Origin of the sequence: Paenibacillus sp. CFBP 13594 (assembly GCF_014842675.1) — a bacterium.
Taxonomy (GTDB): domain Bacteria; phylum Bacillota; class Bacilli; order Paenibacillales; family Paenibacillaceae; genus Paenibacillus; species Paenibacillus amylolyticus_B.
Map to the genome: position 1 here is coordinate 497,158 of NZ_JACYVQ010000002.1, position 16,128 is coordinate 513,285.

Genomic DNA, 16,128 nt, shown 5'->3' on the forward strand with positions numbered 1-16,128 from the left:
TACAGGCTATACCAACTATTATAGATCGGTTATAAACACTTTCCAGTGTTAGCGGTTACATTAATTTTAAATTAATTGTACATCTTTTTATATCCTAAAACGTTCCTTTAAGCAATGGTAACTATCTATAGTTTACACTATATTTCGACAAAATAAGAAGCCCCGACTCGCCATTTGATCATCTGGCGAATCAGGACCCCTATTTCAATCCTTTATTTCGTTAAATCACTCACTTATGGTTCAATTCCCCATTGGAGACTTCCCGCGATATAACCGGTGACTTTGGACCAGTCCGTATAGGAAGTCTGACTACCTGCAAAAGAATAATCATCCGTTTGCGTATAGTTGGTCCAATTGTTCTTGGAGATGCGCGTATGGATTTCCGTGCTTTGTCCTGCACTCAGAGTTCCAGCGGAAGCTGTGAATCCAATCTCAAGCACGTGGTCAGCACCTGTCCGAGCTGGATTGAGTGCACTGAACGTGCCTGTTACATTCGAACTGCCAGCTGTCGCCCAGTCAGCGAAGAAGTTCTGAGGCTGTTCACCATTTATCGTGTAATAGTATCTGATTTTCACATCAGACAGATTCATGGCTGTAGTACCTGTGTTTGTCAGTTTAAATTTGGGACTAATCGAGCTGCCCGTCGCTGAAGTGTTGCTGTTAAACATCTCAATGCGTATGGTTCCAACAGGTGCAGCTGTCGTGTCTTTAATGAGCAGATTCAAGGTCGCAGGGTCGCCTGCACTGAATTGAAAGGTTAGCGTCGCTGCGCCATTTGGCAGTGAAGCCAGGTAGTTTTTACTTAATACGACCTCATTGCCTGTCAACGTGTAATCTGTACCTGGAACCAGCGTTGCATTCCCGTTACGGATGGATGCAAGTGTATTGCCGTTAAGTGTTAACGTGACTGGAATATTAACCTGATTGCCTGCTTTGCGATCAAATTCGGCTGTAACCGGTGTAATCGCAGAGTTGGTCACTGGAGTACCCCCGCCATTGTTACCTCCAACACGGTCAGCATACAAAATTCCGCGGCCATTTGTTCCGAGATATACTCTTCCATACAAACGCGGATCACCCGTAATTGTGGTTACACGAGCATACTGATGCTGATCATCATTGATACGAACCCAATTGGCACCACCGTCATCGGAGCGGAAGAATCCACGTGTTCCATCGATCTGTGCAACCGTGTATAACGCAACAACGCTCTGCCCAGGGGCCGCTTTACCAAATCCGATACTATCTGCTTCCTCTACATTGGCAAGCTTTGTGAATGTCGCTCCTGAATCTGTGGAATGCCATAATCCATAAGGACCTTCTTCCTCACTACCACCTGCAAACCAGAGTTCGCCTTCGACACCTGGAACGGCATCCAGATCGGCATTTCCTTCCATCGGAAGTCCGGTCGCAGATGATGCCGTGAAAGTAGCACCACCGTTCACACTCACATAGATTTTACCCGCTGCAAATCCATAAAATTTGTTTGGATTCACACGATCCGAAATCACTTTCGCCTGTGCAGGTATGCCCGTACTTGCCGTCCATGAATTGCCGCCAGTCGAATAATGTACACCTTTATCTGACGTGCTCCATACGAGTCGGTTACCATTCGCAGAGATGGCTACAGTCCCCCCTCCGGTTGTGCCGGCAGGTTCTGCATTGGCCTTATACCACGTAGTCCCCCCATCACTCGACAAACCAATGGATTTTGCATTTGGATCAGCAGCATAATCTGCTTTACCTACGCGAACCATCGTATTTGGACTTAACTCTGCAAAATCCAGACTTTCTGTGGAAGAATAGTTCGGGCTCGTAAATATGGTAGCTGGCGCCTGGTCCAGATTGTTATGACGGAATCCGGAGACATCCCCCACCCCGCTTATCAAATGTGCACCACTTGGCGGGCTAATCAGATCCAGTACGGCAATCTCCTCAACCCCCTTCGCCATCACTGAAATATTGATTTTTTCATCATCATCCCAGTCTGTCAGATTCTTCGTTCCATAGATCGTAGCACCTGTTCCATACATCATGCGATCCGAATCAAACGGATCAATCTCCAGATCACCGATCATCCAGCCCAGTTTCGGGGTTGTTTCGGGTGGGGCAGGATTGGTACCAAATGTGAGCCATGGCGCTGCCGAAATATCCTGTGTATACCGTAACTTCCGGTTCGGATATCCATCAAATTCCCATATGCGTGTCCACGTCGCTCCGCCATCTGTACTGCGGAACAACGTGGCATCAGGCCACCAGGAATTCAATGTCGCAACCATCAATGTACCGGGATTCTGAGCATCAACAGCCAATCCGCCATATCCAAAATAATTATCCGTGCTGCTGCTTGGAACAGGGCTGATGTTGGTCCAGACACCTGTCGACGTATTCAGTTTCCACACGTCACCTTTTGCCCCATCATACGGTCCAACACCATCGCTGTAGGTAATATAGAGGCTGCCGTCTGAATCAAACACACCATGATGCGGGAGATAACCTGTAGGTTGACCAGCAACAGCTGACCAGGTCAGGCCGCCATTTGTGCTGCGATACACGCTTTGAGCTTTATCCGCAACACCCACATAGATGGTCTGGGTTGCTTGCCCTGCCGAACCTGTTGTTTTGTCAAACGTAATCCATGCCAGACCTACGATGTCACTGGTATATTCATTCGAAGGATCTTGCACATAATTTCCCGGATTCGGGAAGCTTGTGACTTCGTTCCAGGTCACACCGTAATCGGTACTTTTCCATAACCCATGACCACTTCGTGCACCGAAATACAGAATACTGTTATCATTTGGGTCCACGGTCAGACGTTCTCCCATTGAACGTCCCGGCATGTTGCCGCCAACTTTGAACGGAAGTGTTGTGGTCTGCCATGTATCTCCCCGGTCCGTAGAGCGCAAGATGGAGCCATTATTTTGGTCCCACGAATTCGTATACGTCCCAACTGCCATATACACCCGATCAGGATCAACTGGGTCCGTAGCCAGTGCGTCCACACCATTCTTGTTCCAGTCATCCCAGCCGACAAAATCCGTTAAGGGTATCCACCTCTCGTCAGCCGCATTCCAGCGATAGGCTCCCCCGATATCTGTACGGGCATAGATCAGATCCTTTTCCGACTCGTTGAAAATAATGCCCGGTACAAACCCGCCTCCTGCACCCGTCACCACATTTTTCCACTCATAAGCTTCACTTGGTGCCGCCGCTGTTGTTCCAGCAAGTCCTCCCAGCGAGGCGGTTACTACGGCAACCGTCAGGCTCATCATTCGCAATTTCCCCATAAACGTTCTCATATCAACTTATCCTCCTCTTCTACTTCGTTACTGCATTTCGGTCTATCCCCGCTGTCTCATCGTGCTGATGATGGCGTGCCAGACGAATCAATGCATCCCTTGATACAAGAAGCCTCACCCCCTTCCAGTCATATCGTTAAGCGCTTACATAATTGTTCTTGATTCGTGGTTATCTGGATAATACTTTCAATAAATAACATTCGCTGGCAATCTCCAAACCCCTCTGTCGAAATTCCGATTTTTGTAAATTTTTTTCAGTGTTTAAACTTGTTTATACAACAAAAAAGCCGCTAAAATAGCGACTTCAATGGGATATAGATTAACACAAGACTTCAACAGTAAATCCACCAGGGGCTTCAACATAAAAAGTATAACCGTGTGCATGCTTAGGTGCGTCTACTTCAAAACCATTGTCTTTCAAAAGTCTATATATCCTGTCAACCTCTTGTTCGGTCGGTTGGGGAAATCCGATATGAAAAGTCATTGGATAGAGTACGTTTTTACCCTTCATTAGGGTGAGAATAAAACCTTCATCATCAAACATAACTGCAAATGCGTTTCCTCTCGTACCTTCACATGTCATACCAAAATAAGTCTCTAAAAACTCGCGAGCAGCTGGAACATCAGTAACTGTTAGGTTCAGATGATTTAATTTCATAATTACACCCTTTCCTACATATTTAATACGTCCTCCGTAGAGTTTTATCTTCAATCCAAATAATACCACATAATGGAACTATTTGGTCCGTTACTTTAATGAAAAGTCGTTTTATTTTTGTTCTATACAGACGATAATCTAAATCAAAAAAAGATGCTGTTAGAGCAGCACCTTTGTACATTTTATATAAGATTAAAAAATGAAATCGTATCTTACCTGGCAAACAAGACAGAAGTTCACTAAGGTTCACTACATAGGCTCCTGTTTATTTCTGGCTACCATAAGTGTGAGTCTCCTGCCCTTTAACCCCCGGTCTGATGACAAAAAGTGAGCCCGCATCCGGTGTCTCTTTCAGACGTTCTTCCTTAATCCCTATACGTGCTGTTGTAATGTATAACTCTTCGAGATCCGGTCCACCAAAACAGCAGGATGTTACCTGATCTGCCGGCACCTCGATCTGTTGCAACAGTTCTGATGTATGCGGGTTCCAGCGAGTGACTCTTCCTCCGCCCCAGTGCGCAACCCACAGCATGCCCTCACCATCAACCGTCATCCCATCCGGAAAACCGAATTCCTCCGGTATGTGAATGACACTTGTCCGATTTTGTATCGTACCTGCCGTCAGATCAAAATCAAACCGGTCAATAGAACGTGTCGGGGTATCAATGTAATACATGGTCTGCCGATCCGGACTCCAGCCCAGGCCGTTGGATGTAGACACACCTTGTACCATTGTGCGAACGGGTTGCCCTTGCTCCAAACAATACAACGATCCGGCTTTGCTTTCATTATTCATGCTCATCGTGCCTGCCCAGAAGCGGCCCTTCGCATCACATTTTCCATCATTAAAACGATTGGTATCCTTATCTTGTTCGGGGTCCTCAATGGCATGCAGCTCACCCGTATGCAAGTGATACGTATGGAATCCACTGCGTAAAGCAACCAAAACTTCGTCACCACGATAGGGAACAACAGCCCCGACATGTTCACCGACATCATAAGCCTGATCCTGCCCTGTAGCCGGATCATACACATGCACCTTAAAGCTTTCAATATCTACCCACAATAATCGATTGTTCTCCGCATCCCAGCTTGGTCCTTCCCCCAGTAATGCCGGGGTTTGTACTGCTACAGTTACGTCGCTCATGCCATCACGTCCTTATTCAGATTTGACGCCGCCTGACCATTCGAATCCGATGGCATCCAAGAATGCTTTGGACAGTACCATATGGCCCGTTGCATCTGGATGTACCCGGTCATAAGTCAACACAGACGTATAGAAATGATCCCAAAATGGAGCAAATGCAGCCTGTGTATCCACATACACCGCATCATACTCACTGGCTACCCTGCGTACCGCTTCTCCGTAGATATCCATCGTTGCCCGCATCGGATCTTCCGGATTGGCCTCAAGATAATAAGGCGTCATTAGTACCAGACCTTTCAGGTTGGGACGAACCGAAGCCACCAGTTCACGCAATGTGGATTCGTATTCTTCAAGAAACACATGTGAGTCTGTTGACAATGGGTTGTCGAACTGACGCCATACATCATTAATGCCAATCATGATCGTCAGCCAGTCCGGTTTAAGGTCAAGCACATCACGATCCCAGCGCTGTTTCAGATCACGAATCGTATTTCCACCATTACCCACATTTTGGACACGCAACATCAATTCCGGATAGATGGACCGCAAGAGGGCATACACTTGCGCTACGTAACCATGGCCCAGACCTGAACTGCCTTCACCTACAGGATGCTCCCGACCGCAATCTGTAATCGAATCCCCGATAAACAAAAGCTTGTCGTTTTTTTGCAATTTCATCGTTATTTTCTCCTTCGCTTCAAAGCGCTAATATACGGATTACTCGATTAGTCAGGACCGTTCACTTGATACCGGCCAGAAAAATTACCAGCCTTGATTCTTGAGCCATGTGAGACACAGATCCGACCATACCCGAATCGCATGGTTGTCCTCAGCCAATCCAAGACCATGTGAACCTTTTTCAAAAACGTGCAAATCATAGGGAATGCCATGCTCACCCAATGCAAGTGCGTAACGCAAGCTATTCTCTACAGGCACTGCCTGGTCAGCGCTGGTGTGCCAGATGAACGCTTCAGGAGCATCCGCTCTCACCTGCTGCTCCGCACTGAAAGCCTTGATCTGCTCGGCAGACGCATCAGACCCAAGCAAATTCTCACGGGAACCGGCATGTCCATAGGACTCCATCGTAATGACCGGATAACAGAGAATAACTCGGTCCGGGCGTGAACTCTGGCGTTCAATGAGGTCCTCATGATCCGGTTGTCCCTCGTCATATAGCGTTCCCAATGTTGCTGTGAGATGTCCGCCTGCGGAGAAACCGAGTACTGCAATCTTGGCAGGGTTGATACCATACTGCTCAGCATGCGCACGAACATAACGTATGGCACGCTGACCATCTGTTATCGGTGCAGGATGCTGGTGAGGCGCCACCCGATATTTCAGGACAAATGCACTTATACCTGCACGGTTCATCAATTCAGCTATTGGAGCACCTTCATGATCAGCCAAAAATCCATAACCGCCACCTGGACACACAATGACAGCGCTCTCTGAACCAGGGTGAATAAATGGAATCAAATGTGGCATTTCGTCTTCATGGCCCTGGGCTGCATATGGTGCAGCATGATCCCATAAGGGTATCGTTGTTGTCATCTTCAATCATCCTCTCCAAATAGAACGGATACATGGGTCCGTTTAAACGTTTTCGAATCTCAGGAATCGATACCATCATAACGGTAATGACCCTAACGCATCAATACCTTCCTGGCATCACTTTTTGTTCATTTGGGTACATGTTAGTACAAATTACGGAACTGTTCAGGAGTCACCCCCTCAATCCTGCGAAAGGTTGCTACAAAATGGCTTGCATCGCGAAACCCTACCCTAACTGCAGTTTCTCTAATCGTGGGTCTATGGTCTGCGGTCATGATTTCCTTGGCTTTGCGAATGCGCAGCAAAATGAAATAACTGTAGGCTGTCATGCCAAAGGACTGCTTGAACAAGGTGTTCAGATGTCTGGATGAGATCCCCGTGACGTCAGCCATATGTTCGAGACCAATCTCAGGATTCGCATAATGCTGTTCCATGAATGCAATGAGCGGAGCGAGTCTCTCCACGGCATGAGAGATCGAAGACCGATTGCCCGTCATGCCATGTTTTTTGAGCAAAATCAAAAATCGGTATATATCCGCTGACGCCTCGAGTCCCGACAAATCCTGATCACTTCTGATTGAATTCAGCACTTCCTGGCCGTAATCGTTGAACGGACTGCTCTGCTCCCACTGATGGAACGCCGCTTCACCCAGACTAAGTGGCTCCAAGATTGCCGGACACTGGGAACCGCCAAATGTAATATAAAGGGTCTCCCACTCTCCTTGGGCGCGCACATATTCATGCGGTTCATTCGGTGGCAGCAAAATACCTGATGCTTCCCCCAGTATGACCGTGGACCCGGCAAACTTGAATTCTCCGGCTCCCTTCACGGTCTGAAGCCAGTGGTAACAGGGATACCCCACAGGTCTTGACACCTTCTCCTGATTGCCGTTATAACCCAGGCTCTCAATATAAAGGGGCAGCGGCTGATCACGTGATGTCATGAAATATCGTTGATGTCGGGGGGAGATAAACATGGGATGCCTCCTTGGGTATAAGCTGAAATAAACTTCCGTATTCTTATATGAGTCATTACTTTTATTATATTTTAAAAGTCATATGTATCATATAGTATAGGATTATTCTTATACAAGAGGTGAACACATTGATTAGCAGCAAACTGCCCAAAATGTTCTACGGGGGCGATTATAACCCGGAACAGTGGGATCACGAAACCCACCTTGAAGACCTGCGCATGTTCCAATTGGCAGGCATTGATATTGCCACAATCAACGTATTTTCATGGGCACTGATTCAGCCTGATGAAGTTACTTACCGTTTTGAAGAACTCGACCAACTAATTAATCGTTTATATGAAAATGGTGTCTATATATGCCTTGCAACGAGTACGGCTGCCCATCCGGCCTGGATGGCGAAGAAATATCCAGACGTGCTTCGTGTGGATGCCGATGGACGCAAACGCAAATTCGGTGGGCGCCATAATTCCTGTCCCAACAGCCCGACCTATCGCAAATACGCTGAGAAGATTGCAGATAAACTGGCCGAACGATACAAGGATCACCCTGCGGTTCTCGTATGGCACATTTCCAATGAATATGGCGGTGAGTGTTACTGTGACAACTGTGAGAAAGCGTTCCGCGTGTATCTGAAAGAACGCTATCAGACTCTGGAACAGGTCAACAAAGCATGGAACACAAATTTCTGGGGGCATACCTTCTACGATTGGGACGAGATTGTATTACCAAGCAACCTGAGCGAACATTGGGGTAACAATAATTCAACGTTCCAGGGCATCTCGCTGGACTACTCTCGCTTCAACTCCGACGGCATGCTGGATTGTTATCTGTTGGAATACGATGCGATCAAAAAACATATTCCGGACTCCGTCGTTACTACCAATCTGATGGGATTCTTCAAACAATTGGACTATTTCAAATGGGCAAAATATTTGGATATCGTCTCCTGGGACAGTTATCCTGGTCTCGCCACTCCTGTCAGCTTCACGGCAATGGCTCATGACCTTATGCGCGGATTGAAGGATGGTCAACCGTTCATGCTGATGGAGCAAACACCAAGTCAGCAGAACTGGCAGCCGTATAACTCACTGAAACGTCCAGGTGTCATGCGTCTGTGGAGTTATCAATCTGTTGCGCACGGGGCCGATACCATTATGTTCTTCCAGCTTCGCCGCTCCATCGGTGCCTGTGAGAAGTATCATGGTGCAGTTATTGAGCATGCTGGGCATGAGAACACACGTGTATTCCGCGAAGTCGCTGAGTTGGGTAAGGAATTGCAGATCCTTGGAGATACCACGCTGGATGCATCTGTTGAATCCAAAGTAGCGATTGTGTTCGACTGGGATAACTGGTGGGCCATCGAAAAATCAAGCGGACCTACGGTTGCCCTGAACTATGTGGATCAGATCCATAAATACTATGCAGCCTTCTTCCGTCGCAACATCCAGGTAGATATCATCAGTGTGGATACGGATATAAGCAAATACGACATTGTCCTTGCCCCTGTCCTTTACATGGTAAAACCAGGGTTTGCCACCAAACTGGAGAAGTATGTTGAAGCAGGTGGAACATTCCTGACGACCTTCTTCAGTGGCATTGTGAACGAGAACGATCTCGTGACTACAGGTGGATATCCGGGAGAACTCCGTAAACTGCTCGGAATCTGGGTGGAAGAGATCGATGCCCTGCTGCCTGAGCAAAAGAACCGCATTGTCCTCAAAGAAACGTACGGTGATCTTCAAGGAGAGTATGGTTGCGGCATGCTGTGTGACCTGCTGCACAGTGAAGGAGCCGAAGTCATCGCGGAGTATGGAGACGACTTTTATAAAGGCATGCCTGTTGTTACACGTAATACCTTTGGTCAAGGTGAAGCCTGGTACGTTGCATCCGACCCGGATGAGCGCTTCCTGGATGGTTTGCTGGGACAGCTTGCAGCAGCCAAGAACGTAGAGTCCTTGCTTGAGACACCAGAAGGTGTTGAAGTAAGCGCACGAACCAAAGAAGGTAAACCGTACCTGTTTGTCATGAACCATAACGCAACCACGCAATCCTATGATCTGGGAACAGCTAAAGCACATGATCTGCTCACCAATCGTGAGCTTTCGGGAAGTGTTGAGATTGAAGCCCGTGGAGTGCAACTGCTCGAAATGAAATAAGCGATTTCACTTCATTGAAATCATTCGGAATAATATAATGTGATAGAAATACCCGTGATACAAAGTGTCACATATTCATTCCTTTTATACTTGTTATTGTCTTCAGCGAGGATATTGGTATAGATTTCAGACCTTTATCGTCTTCTGTAAGCCAAAAGCTGCTACTTCCCGTATCCATCTACACCGGATGCGGGTTTTTGGCATGATCTGTGGTATTTTTGATAGAAGGAAATATCAGTATGCAAAGCGAATTGGACGAGAAACACATTTTAACAAAGCCTGCCGGAACATGCTTGTGAATCCTGATGCTGATCCATTATAAAATAATGAACAGTTCAAATATTGGTGACACTCATGATGTCACTTATTCTTTGTTACAATAGAAATATAACTACGACTTCACTTTCCGGCGGCGCAGATCGAAACGGAGTGGCTGACATGAACAGAACAAATCGGCTTGCTGCCATCGTAATGGCATTACAGCATGGTCACGAAACGGCACACTCATTAGGTGAGAAATTTGAAGTTTCCCGTCGCACGATTCTTCGGGATATTCAGTCCCTCTCCGAGATGAATGTGCCCATTATTGCCATTTCCGGTCCGGGAGGCGGTTTCAGACTGATGGAGGGTTACGTATTACCCCCATTACAGCTGGACCCGGTAGAAGCAGCGACGCTCCTATTCGCTCTTGAAGGTCTAAGTCGCTACGCCGACACACCCTTTCATGAGAAACGCTGGACCCTGATGAACAAAGTTAAGGCCATCATTCCGGATGATATTATGTCGCGAATTGATCCCATGCTCAAACAGCTGCATCATCATATTCCAGACCGCAATTACATTCTTCCTCATCTGGACGCATTGCTGGCATGCATACCCGAACACGGGTGGCTCAGTGTGCTGTATCGCTCCGTATCGCGTCAGCGATGGTTGCATATCTGTCCCACACGGGTATATGCTTCCTCCGGCTTCTGGTACTGTGAAGCATATTCCCTCGAACATGGTGAACAGCGTCTGTTCCGGGTTGACCGAATTATCGATGTCAAAGCGATCGAACCAAAGGATGCACAGGTGCTTAACGAACAGGTGGATCAACAGCAGAGCAAGCCGATCCCTCCAGAACAGCCGCCAACCCTGGTTAAGGCACAACTGAGTTATCGGGGAATGATTGAAGCCGAACAGGACGAGCATATTGGTGAGAAGATGATTGAAATTGCCCCGGATCTCTGGGAATTATCATTCCTTTGTCCTCCAGGGGAATGGGACTGGGCCGTACGATTCTTTTACCGATTGGGACGTGAAGCCGAAGTGATCGAACCCCTCCAACTTCGCAGTGAGATTCGTCAGCATGCCGAGGAAGTAAGCCGGAGATACCTTGCTTCAACCAAGTCGTAGCTTGACTACACAAAAAAAGGAGCCTACTGATATCATGACATATGAAGCCGTTATAACGTACGAAGAAGCAGTACAGCGTATCCAGTCTATAGGGCTGCTGCCTCTGGCTCCACTATTTGCCGAATATCCTTCTCTATCATCGCTAACCCCCAAAGAAAATTGGCACAAGGATGATGAATTCGATCCCTGGTTATGGCGTTCACGCCTGGCTGAGGAGGGCATTGCTGCATATGGAAAATTTATCAAAAAGAAAGCGCTTCTTGTCTCATCTGAATACTTCCCTTGGGTACACCGACTGCTTGCTGACTCCAGAACCATCAAGGAACAGTATGAAGCGGGTCTGCTCTCCCGTGAAGCGTTCAAACTCCATGCGTTAGTTGCAGAACAGGAAGGCATTGATGGACGTGCCTTGCGATCACAAGCCGGTTTCGGGGCAAAAGAGGACAAAAAAACATTTGACCGTGGACTTCTGGACCTTCAGGGCTGTGCAGCCATTGTGATCAGTGGAACCAAAGAAAAAGAGGGGCTCGCAGAAGGCAAAGTTGCATGGAACAGCTCCGCATATGAAACCGCAGATCACTGGATGCAACGTCATGACATTAAGCCATTTGAAGGCAGCGCAGTAGAAGCACGTGAACTGCTGGTTACGCAACTGCAGCAACACGCATCATCCGCCGCATTATCAAGTATTACCAAAGCACTTGGCATCCGTGGAATCTAAATAAAGCCAATTCCGGTTGTCGTGCAAATTTCAACCGGAATTGGCTGTGGTTCACCATATAATGTAACCCAGACGATTAACAGCACCCATCGACAATGGATTTAGAGAATTACGCCATCCTTGAATATGGCAATTTCCCGGAATCCATGCTGCTCACTGAGTGTGTGTGACCGTCCGGAAGCAATGTCAATCAGTTGGCTGAACAGCTGTACTTTCACCTCATCCATCGTCTGCCCCTCCAACAGCTGGCCTGCGTTGAAATCAATCCAGTGTTTTTTGCGATTCGCCAGATCGGATTGGGTCGCAATCTTGACGGTAGGTACCGGACCTCCGAAGGGAGTCCCCCGCCCTGTTGTGAAGAGCACAATATGGGCACCCGCCGCAGACAGTGCCGTTACAGACACCAGATCATTACCAGGTGCTTCTACAATGTTCAGACCGGTTTGAGTTACACGTTTGCCATAGCGCAGAACGTCGACAACGGAAGAACGTCCTCCCTTTTGCGTACATCCAAGTGACTTTTCCTCTAGTGTTGTGATGCCACCAGCCTTATTCCCAGGTGAAGGATTCTCATAGATGTTCTGGCCATGGTTAACAAAATATTGCTTGAAGCCGTTCACAAGGTCCACCAAATCGTGAAATACCTGCTCATTGGCAGCTCGGTTCATTAAGATCGTCTCCGCACCAAACATCTCCGGAACTTCCGTCAGAATAGCCGTACCCCCGGCAGCAACCAACATATCAGCAACAGCACCGACCAGTGGATTGGCTGTAATGCCAGATAAACCATCGGAACCACCACACTTCAAACCAATTTTGAGTTTGCTGAGCGGAAGCGGCTGCCGTTGTTCATGTTCAGCGATCTCCACAAGTTCTTCCATCAGTCGAAGCCCTTCCTCAAGCTCGTCATCCGTTTCCTGTGCTTTGAGAAACCGTACTTTGCCGCGGTATTCCGGAGCAATACACTCACGGAATTCATCGACCTGATTGTTCTCACAGCCCAGACCGATGACGAGCACGCCTCCTGCATTCGGATGCTCCACCAAGGAGGCCAGCAACTGTTGTGTATACTTCAGATCATCACCAAGCTGTGAGCACCCGAATGGATGTGGAAAGTGAAATACACCATCTATCCGGCTTCCAAACTGGGACTGACCCATACGTGCCAAAGCTTCACACACTTTATTGATACACCCGACCGTATTGACAATCCAGATCTCATTACGGATACCTGCTTCACCATTGGGACGCAAATATCCATCGAATGAGCACAGATGTTCCGGAGGCATGTCTGTCTGAATCTGGACTCCCGGTTGGTACTCATATTCAAGCAATCCGTGCAGACCCGTCTTCAGATTGTGACTATGAATCCAGCTTCCCTGCTCGATCTGCTCTTGGGCAATCCCGATGGAGAAACCATACTTCATCACATCATCGCCCGGTGCCAGCGTATGCACAGCAATCTTATGCCCTTTGGGCACGTCATCCAGCAAATTAAAAGAAACTCCCTCTGGTAGTGTAATTTGTTCTCCTTTGGCATAATCCCGAAGCGCTATAATGACGTCATCCTGTGGTTGAATGGCAATCCAGTCATTGATTGTACTTGTTGTGTTCATTTCCCTTCACCTTCCAACAAACCGATTTCATTAACAAGTGCTGCACGCAGTCCTTCTCTTGCATCCAGATTTTCGCCCCAGATCAAGGTATCCGACAACACAGCCGCTACCCGGTCATCCAGTTGCTTCTGATTCCTGTTAAGCGTGTCATAACCTTCCCAGTGTGCAGCCAAAGCAGCCAGGACATCCGGGTCATCCCGCAGCAGAATATCTTCCCCATTCAGTCGTTGTGCCTTGTAACCTTCTGGCGTATTTACCGGACGATAGAGACACAATAATCCAGCAAATCCATGAATTAATCGTTCTGGCCAACTTCCCTGATTTTGCTCGTAAGACAAAAGTGTAGGCAGCACACGCACCTTGAATTTTCCGATCGTATTCAAAGCAATATCTTGCAATTTGTGATCAATATATGGGTTAAGGAACCGTTCGAACACTTCTTCTGCATACTGGTCCAGCTGATGATCGGGCATATCCAGAGCAGGCACGATCTCCTGATGAACAGCTTCCCTGATCCATGTGCCAAAATGTGGATCTTCCATCGTTTCTCTCACATGCTGCTTGCCTTGCAGAATGCCGAGGGATGACATTAAGGTATGCGCCCCATTCAAAATACGAACCTTGCGTACCTGAAAAGGCTTCAGATCTTTCACCCAATGTACATTGAGACCTGCCTGCTTGAGAGGAAGTTTTTTGTCCAATGATTCATCACCCTGAATGGCCCAGAAATGATATGGCTCTGCCGTATTAATCAACTGGTCCTCATACCCCCAGCGATTTGTCAGGGAATCAGCTTCCTCCTGGGTCGGCGCACCTGTTACGATTCGATCTACCAGATTATTCAAGAAGTGATTATGGTTCTCGATCCATGAACGGAAACCATCCGAATACCCATAATCCTCACTATGACGGAGGACACAACTGCGCAGCACATCACCATTGCGTTCAAGCAGCTCGCATGGCAGATGAATCAAACCTCTGGATGGATCACCATCAAATTTCAAATATCGCTGATGCAGGAAAACCGTTAATTTCCCCGGAAATGATTGGACCGGTTCACCCTCGATATAATCTGTCTGCATATATTTCAATCCTGATTCGGTTGTATTGGAAATAACGAACTCAAGTGAAGGCAGTTCCGCCAAGTTCAGAAAGGCATCCCATTCCTCATACGGATTGATACACTGTGAGAAAATGGAGATCAACTCTGTCCGCTCAACTGGCTTTCCTTGAGACAGACCACGCGTAATCATCGTATATAATCCGTCCTGATCACGAATCTGCTCCAGCTTGGCTTTGCCTCCCGGTCGTGGTTGGGTAACGGCTACACTTCCATGGAATTTGCCTTGTCTGGCACTCTCATGAAGCATCCAGTCTGCAAATCCCCGCAAGAAATTACCTTCTCCAATCTGCAAAACCTTCACGGGACGCTCCATAATCTCCTTGCACTTGCGCTGACCATCGCTCCCCAGTAAATTCAGCTTCAACCTTGGCCGTTTCGTGCTTGCCGACATGGACACTCACCTCATCGATTATTTGTACTGTCGGAATGCAGCTCGAAGGCTCTGCACCCTTTTATTGTAAACGCTTTAAATTCATTGTATCATCAATAAAAGGAAATTAAATTGCTTATATTGCGGTAAATATACTCTCTCATGACCAGGTATAACATCCCGTTGAAGACGATCGTCTGGAAAGGAGCTTTATGGAACGTTCACCTGTTCGCACCACTATTCAAGCAGAATCCGGTATTCCGTTCCGCCTGGTGTACAGCGACACCAAATCCCCTCAGAACGAGTTGCCAGATCACCTTCACGACTGGCATGAAATTATCTATGTATATCGTGGACAGGGAAGCATCTTTATTGATACAGGACTTGAGAATATGCAGGAAGGCGATCTGTTCATTATACCGGGCAGCACGGTTCATCGAGCCTTGCCGGATGCAGGCAATCCTGTCACATCTTCCGCATTGTTCTTCAGCCCGGGCTTACTGGCATCGACCGCCGGAGGCGCTGCTTCTTCCTTGCTAAGCCTGTTTGAACGTTGTCGTAAACAACGTGTGTATAAGAGGCATTTGAACACAGAGGAGCAATCAGAGGTGGCCGCCCTCATTGATGATATTCAGACCGAATTCCAGCTCGGTCATCATCTAAGCGCACATGCGGCCCTGTTAAGACTGCAACTGTTACTCATTTTTCTGGAACGTCTGGAAGCAGCGGGACCTGCGAATCCTGGTAAATCCGCTCCGGGTCCCTCATGGCTCTCTTCTACGATCTCTCATATTGACGATAACCTTCGGAGTGGCCTGTCCCTCCCTGAACTGGCGCAGTACGCCTCTGTATCCCCTGCCCATTTCAGTCGTGCATTCAAACGATACACGGGTATGACTCTAACGGATTATGCATTAGCACGAAGGGTTATTATGGCGAAAGAGCATCTGGCCCAAGGTGATGAGACGATGGCAGCCGTTGCCGATGCTTGCGGGTTCGACAGTCTGCCCCATTTTTACCGTCAATTCAAAAAATTAACCGGTACAACCCCCGCAGCATACCGCAGAACCATGAACAGTTCTCGTTAAAATAGAACCAGACTGGACGTAGGT

12 protein-coding genes are annotated in these 16,128 nt (G+C 47.7%); 4 read left to right on the forward strand and 8 right to left on the reverse strand.

The window, feature by feature from the left end; all coding sequences use genetic code 11:
* Positions 1-233 precede the first annotated feature (233 nt).
* The 6 genes from IFU39_RS09715 to IFU39_RS09740 all read right to left on the reverse strand — a co-directional run bounded on the left by IFU39_RS09715 (position 234) and on the right by IFU39_RS09740 (position 7,635).
* On the reverse strand, positions 234-3,302 hold the full coding sequence (locus IFU39_RS09715; RefSeq protein WP_091017362.1) for a X2-like carbohydrate binding domain-containing protein: 3,069 nt from the start codon (positions 3,300-3,302) through the stop codon (positions 234-236).
* Positions 3,303-3,621: 319 nt separating this feature from the next.
* Positions 3,622-3,960 (reverse strand): VOC family protein, encoded by a 339-nt coding sequence (locus tag IFU39_RS09720; RefSeq protein ID WP_192132552.1) that lies wholly within the window; start codon positions 3,958-3,960, stop codon positions 3,622-3,624.
* Between the two features lie 265 nt (positions 3,961-4,225).
* A complete protein-coding gene (locus tag IFU39_RS09725) occupies positions 4,226-5,107 on the reverse strand; it encodes an SMP-30/gluconolactonase/LRE family protein (RefSeq protein ID WP_192132368.1) in 882 nt (293 codons plus the stop codon).
* Between the two features lie 12 nt (positions 5,108-5,119).
* Positions 5,120-5,785, reverse strand: a complete 666-nt coding sequence (locus tag IFU39_RS09730; RefSeq protein WP_047842445.1) for an SGNH/GDSL hydrolase family protein — start codon at positions 5,783-5,785, stop codon at positions 5,120-5,122.
* A gap of 84 nt (positions 5,786-5,869) precedes the next feature.
* On the reverse strand, positions 5,870-6,658 hold the full coding sequence (locus IFU39_RS09735; RefSeq protein WP_192132371.1) for an alpha/beta hydrolase: 789 nt from the start codon (positions 6,656-6,658) through the stop codon (positions 5,870-5,872).
* Positions 6,659-6,801: 143 nt separating this feature from the next.
* On the reverse strand, positions 6,802-7,635 hold the full coding sequence (locus IFU39_RS09740) for an AraC family transcriptional regulator (RefSeq protein WP_192132373.1): 834 nt from the start codon (positions 7,633-7,635) through the stop codon (positions 6,802-6,804).
* Between the two features lie 128 nt (positions 7,636-7,763).
* Between IFU39_RS09740 and IFU39_RS09745 the strand changes: the two genes are divergently transcribed.
* The 3 genes from IFU39_RS09745 (at position 7,764) to IFU39_RS09755 (ending at position 11,907) form a co-directional block, all read left to right on the forward strand.
* A complete protein-coding gene (locus tag IFU39_RS09745; protein WP_192132374.1) occupies positions 7,764-9,791 on the forward strand; it encodes a beta-galactosidase in 2,028 nt (675 codons plus the stop codon).
* Between the two features lie 438 nt (positions 9,792-10,229).
* Positions 10,230-11,186 carry a helix-turn-helix transcriptional regulator gene (locus IFU39_RS09750; protein WP_192132377.1) on the forward strand — a complete coding sequence of 319 codons (957 nt, stop codon included), beginning with the start codon at positions 10,230-10,232 and terminating at the stop codon, positions 11,184-11,186.
* Positions 11,187-11,220: 34 nt separating this feature from the next.
* Entirely contained in the window at positions 11,221-11,907 is a 687-nt protein-coding gene (locus IFU39_RS09755) for an AlkZ-related protein (protein WP_192132379.1), read from the forward strand.
* A 101-nt stretch (positions 11,908-12,008) separates the two neighbouring features.
* On the opposite strand, the gene IFU39_RS09760 is transcribed toward IFU39_RS09755, so the two are convergent.
* Together IFU39_RS09760 and IFU39_RS09765 are read right to left on the reverse strand one after the other, a co-directional pair.
* A complete protein-coding gene (locus IFU39_RS09760) occupies positions 12,009-13,523 on the reverse strand; it encodes a UxaA family hydrolase (protein WP_192132381.1) in 1,515 nt (504 codons plus the stop codon).
* On the reverse strand, positions 13,520-15,037 hold the full coding sequence (locus IFU39_RS09765) for a tagaturonate reductase (RefSeq protein ID WP_192132383.1): 1,518 nt from the start codon (positions 15,035-15,037) through the stop codon (positions 13,520-13,522). Before IFU39_RS09765 ends, IFU39_RS09760 begins: the two co-directional genes overlap by 4 nt.
* A 191-nt stretch (positions 15,038-15,228) precedes the next feature.
* Here IFU39_RS09765 and IFU39_RS09770 point away from each other — a divergent pair, with 191 nt between their 5' ends.
* Entirely contained in the window at positions 15,229-16,104 is an 876-nt protein-coding gene (locus IFU39_RS09770) for an AraC family transcriptional regulator (RefSeq protein ID WP_192132385.1), read from the forward strand.
* The last annotated feature ends 24 nt before the right edge of the window (positions 16,105-16,128 follow it).

What these genes read in the sequence shown, in the direction of transcription:
- IFU39_RS09770 (WP_192132385.1), top strand. Translation starts at nt 15,229, where the DNA reads ATGGAACGTTCACCTGTTCGCACCACTATTCAAGCAGAATCCGGTATT.
- IFU39_RS09755 (WP_192132379.1), top strand. Translation starts at nt 11,221, where the DNA reads ATGACATATGAAGCCGTTATAACGTACGAAGAAGCAGTACAGCGTATC.
- IFU39_RS09730 (WP_047842445.1), bottom strand. Translation starts at nt 5,785, where the DNA reads ATGAAATTGCAAAAAAACGACAAGCTTTTGTTTATCGGGGATTCGATT.
- IFU39_RS09760 (WP_192132381.1), bottom strand. Translation starts at nt 13,523, where the DNA reads ATGAACACAACAAGTACAATCAATGACTGGATTGCCATTCAACCACAG.
- IFU39_RS09765 (WP_192132383.1), bottom strand. Translation starts at nt 15,037, where the DNA reads ATGTCGGCAAGCACGAAACGGCCAAGGTTGAAGCTGAATTTACTGGGG.
- IFU39_RS09725 (WP_192132368.1), bottom strand. Translation starts at nt 5,107, where the DNA reads ATGAGCGACGTAACTGTAGCAGTACAAACCCCGGCATTACTGGGGGAA.
- IFU39_RS09720 (WP_192132552.1), bottom strand. Translation starts at nt 3,960, where the DNA reads ATGAAATTAAATCATCTGAACCTAACAGTTACTGATGTTCCAGCTGCT.
- IFU39_RS09735 (WP_192132371.1), bottom strand. Translation starts at nt 6,658, where the DNA reads ATGACAACAACGATACCCTTATGGGATCATGCTGCACCATATGCAGCC.
- IFU39_RS09740 (WP_192132373.1), bottom strand. Translation starts at nt 7,635, where the DNA reads ATGTTTATCTCCCCCCGACATCAACGATATTTCATGACATCACGTGAT.
- IFU39_RS09750 (WP_192132377.1), top strand. Translation starts at nt 10,230, where the DNA reads ATGAACAGAACAAATCGGCTTGCTGCCATCGTAATGGCATTACAGCAT.
- IFU39_RS09715 (WP_091017362.1), bottom strand. Translation starts at nt 3,302, where the DNA reads ATGAGAACGTTTATGGGGAAATTGCGAATGATGAGCCTGACGGTTGCC.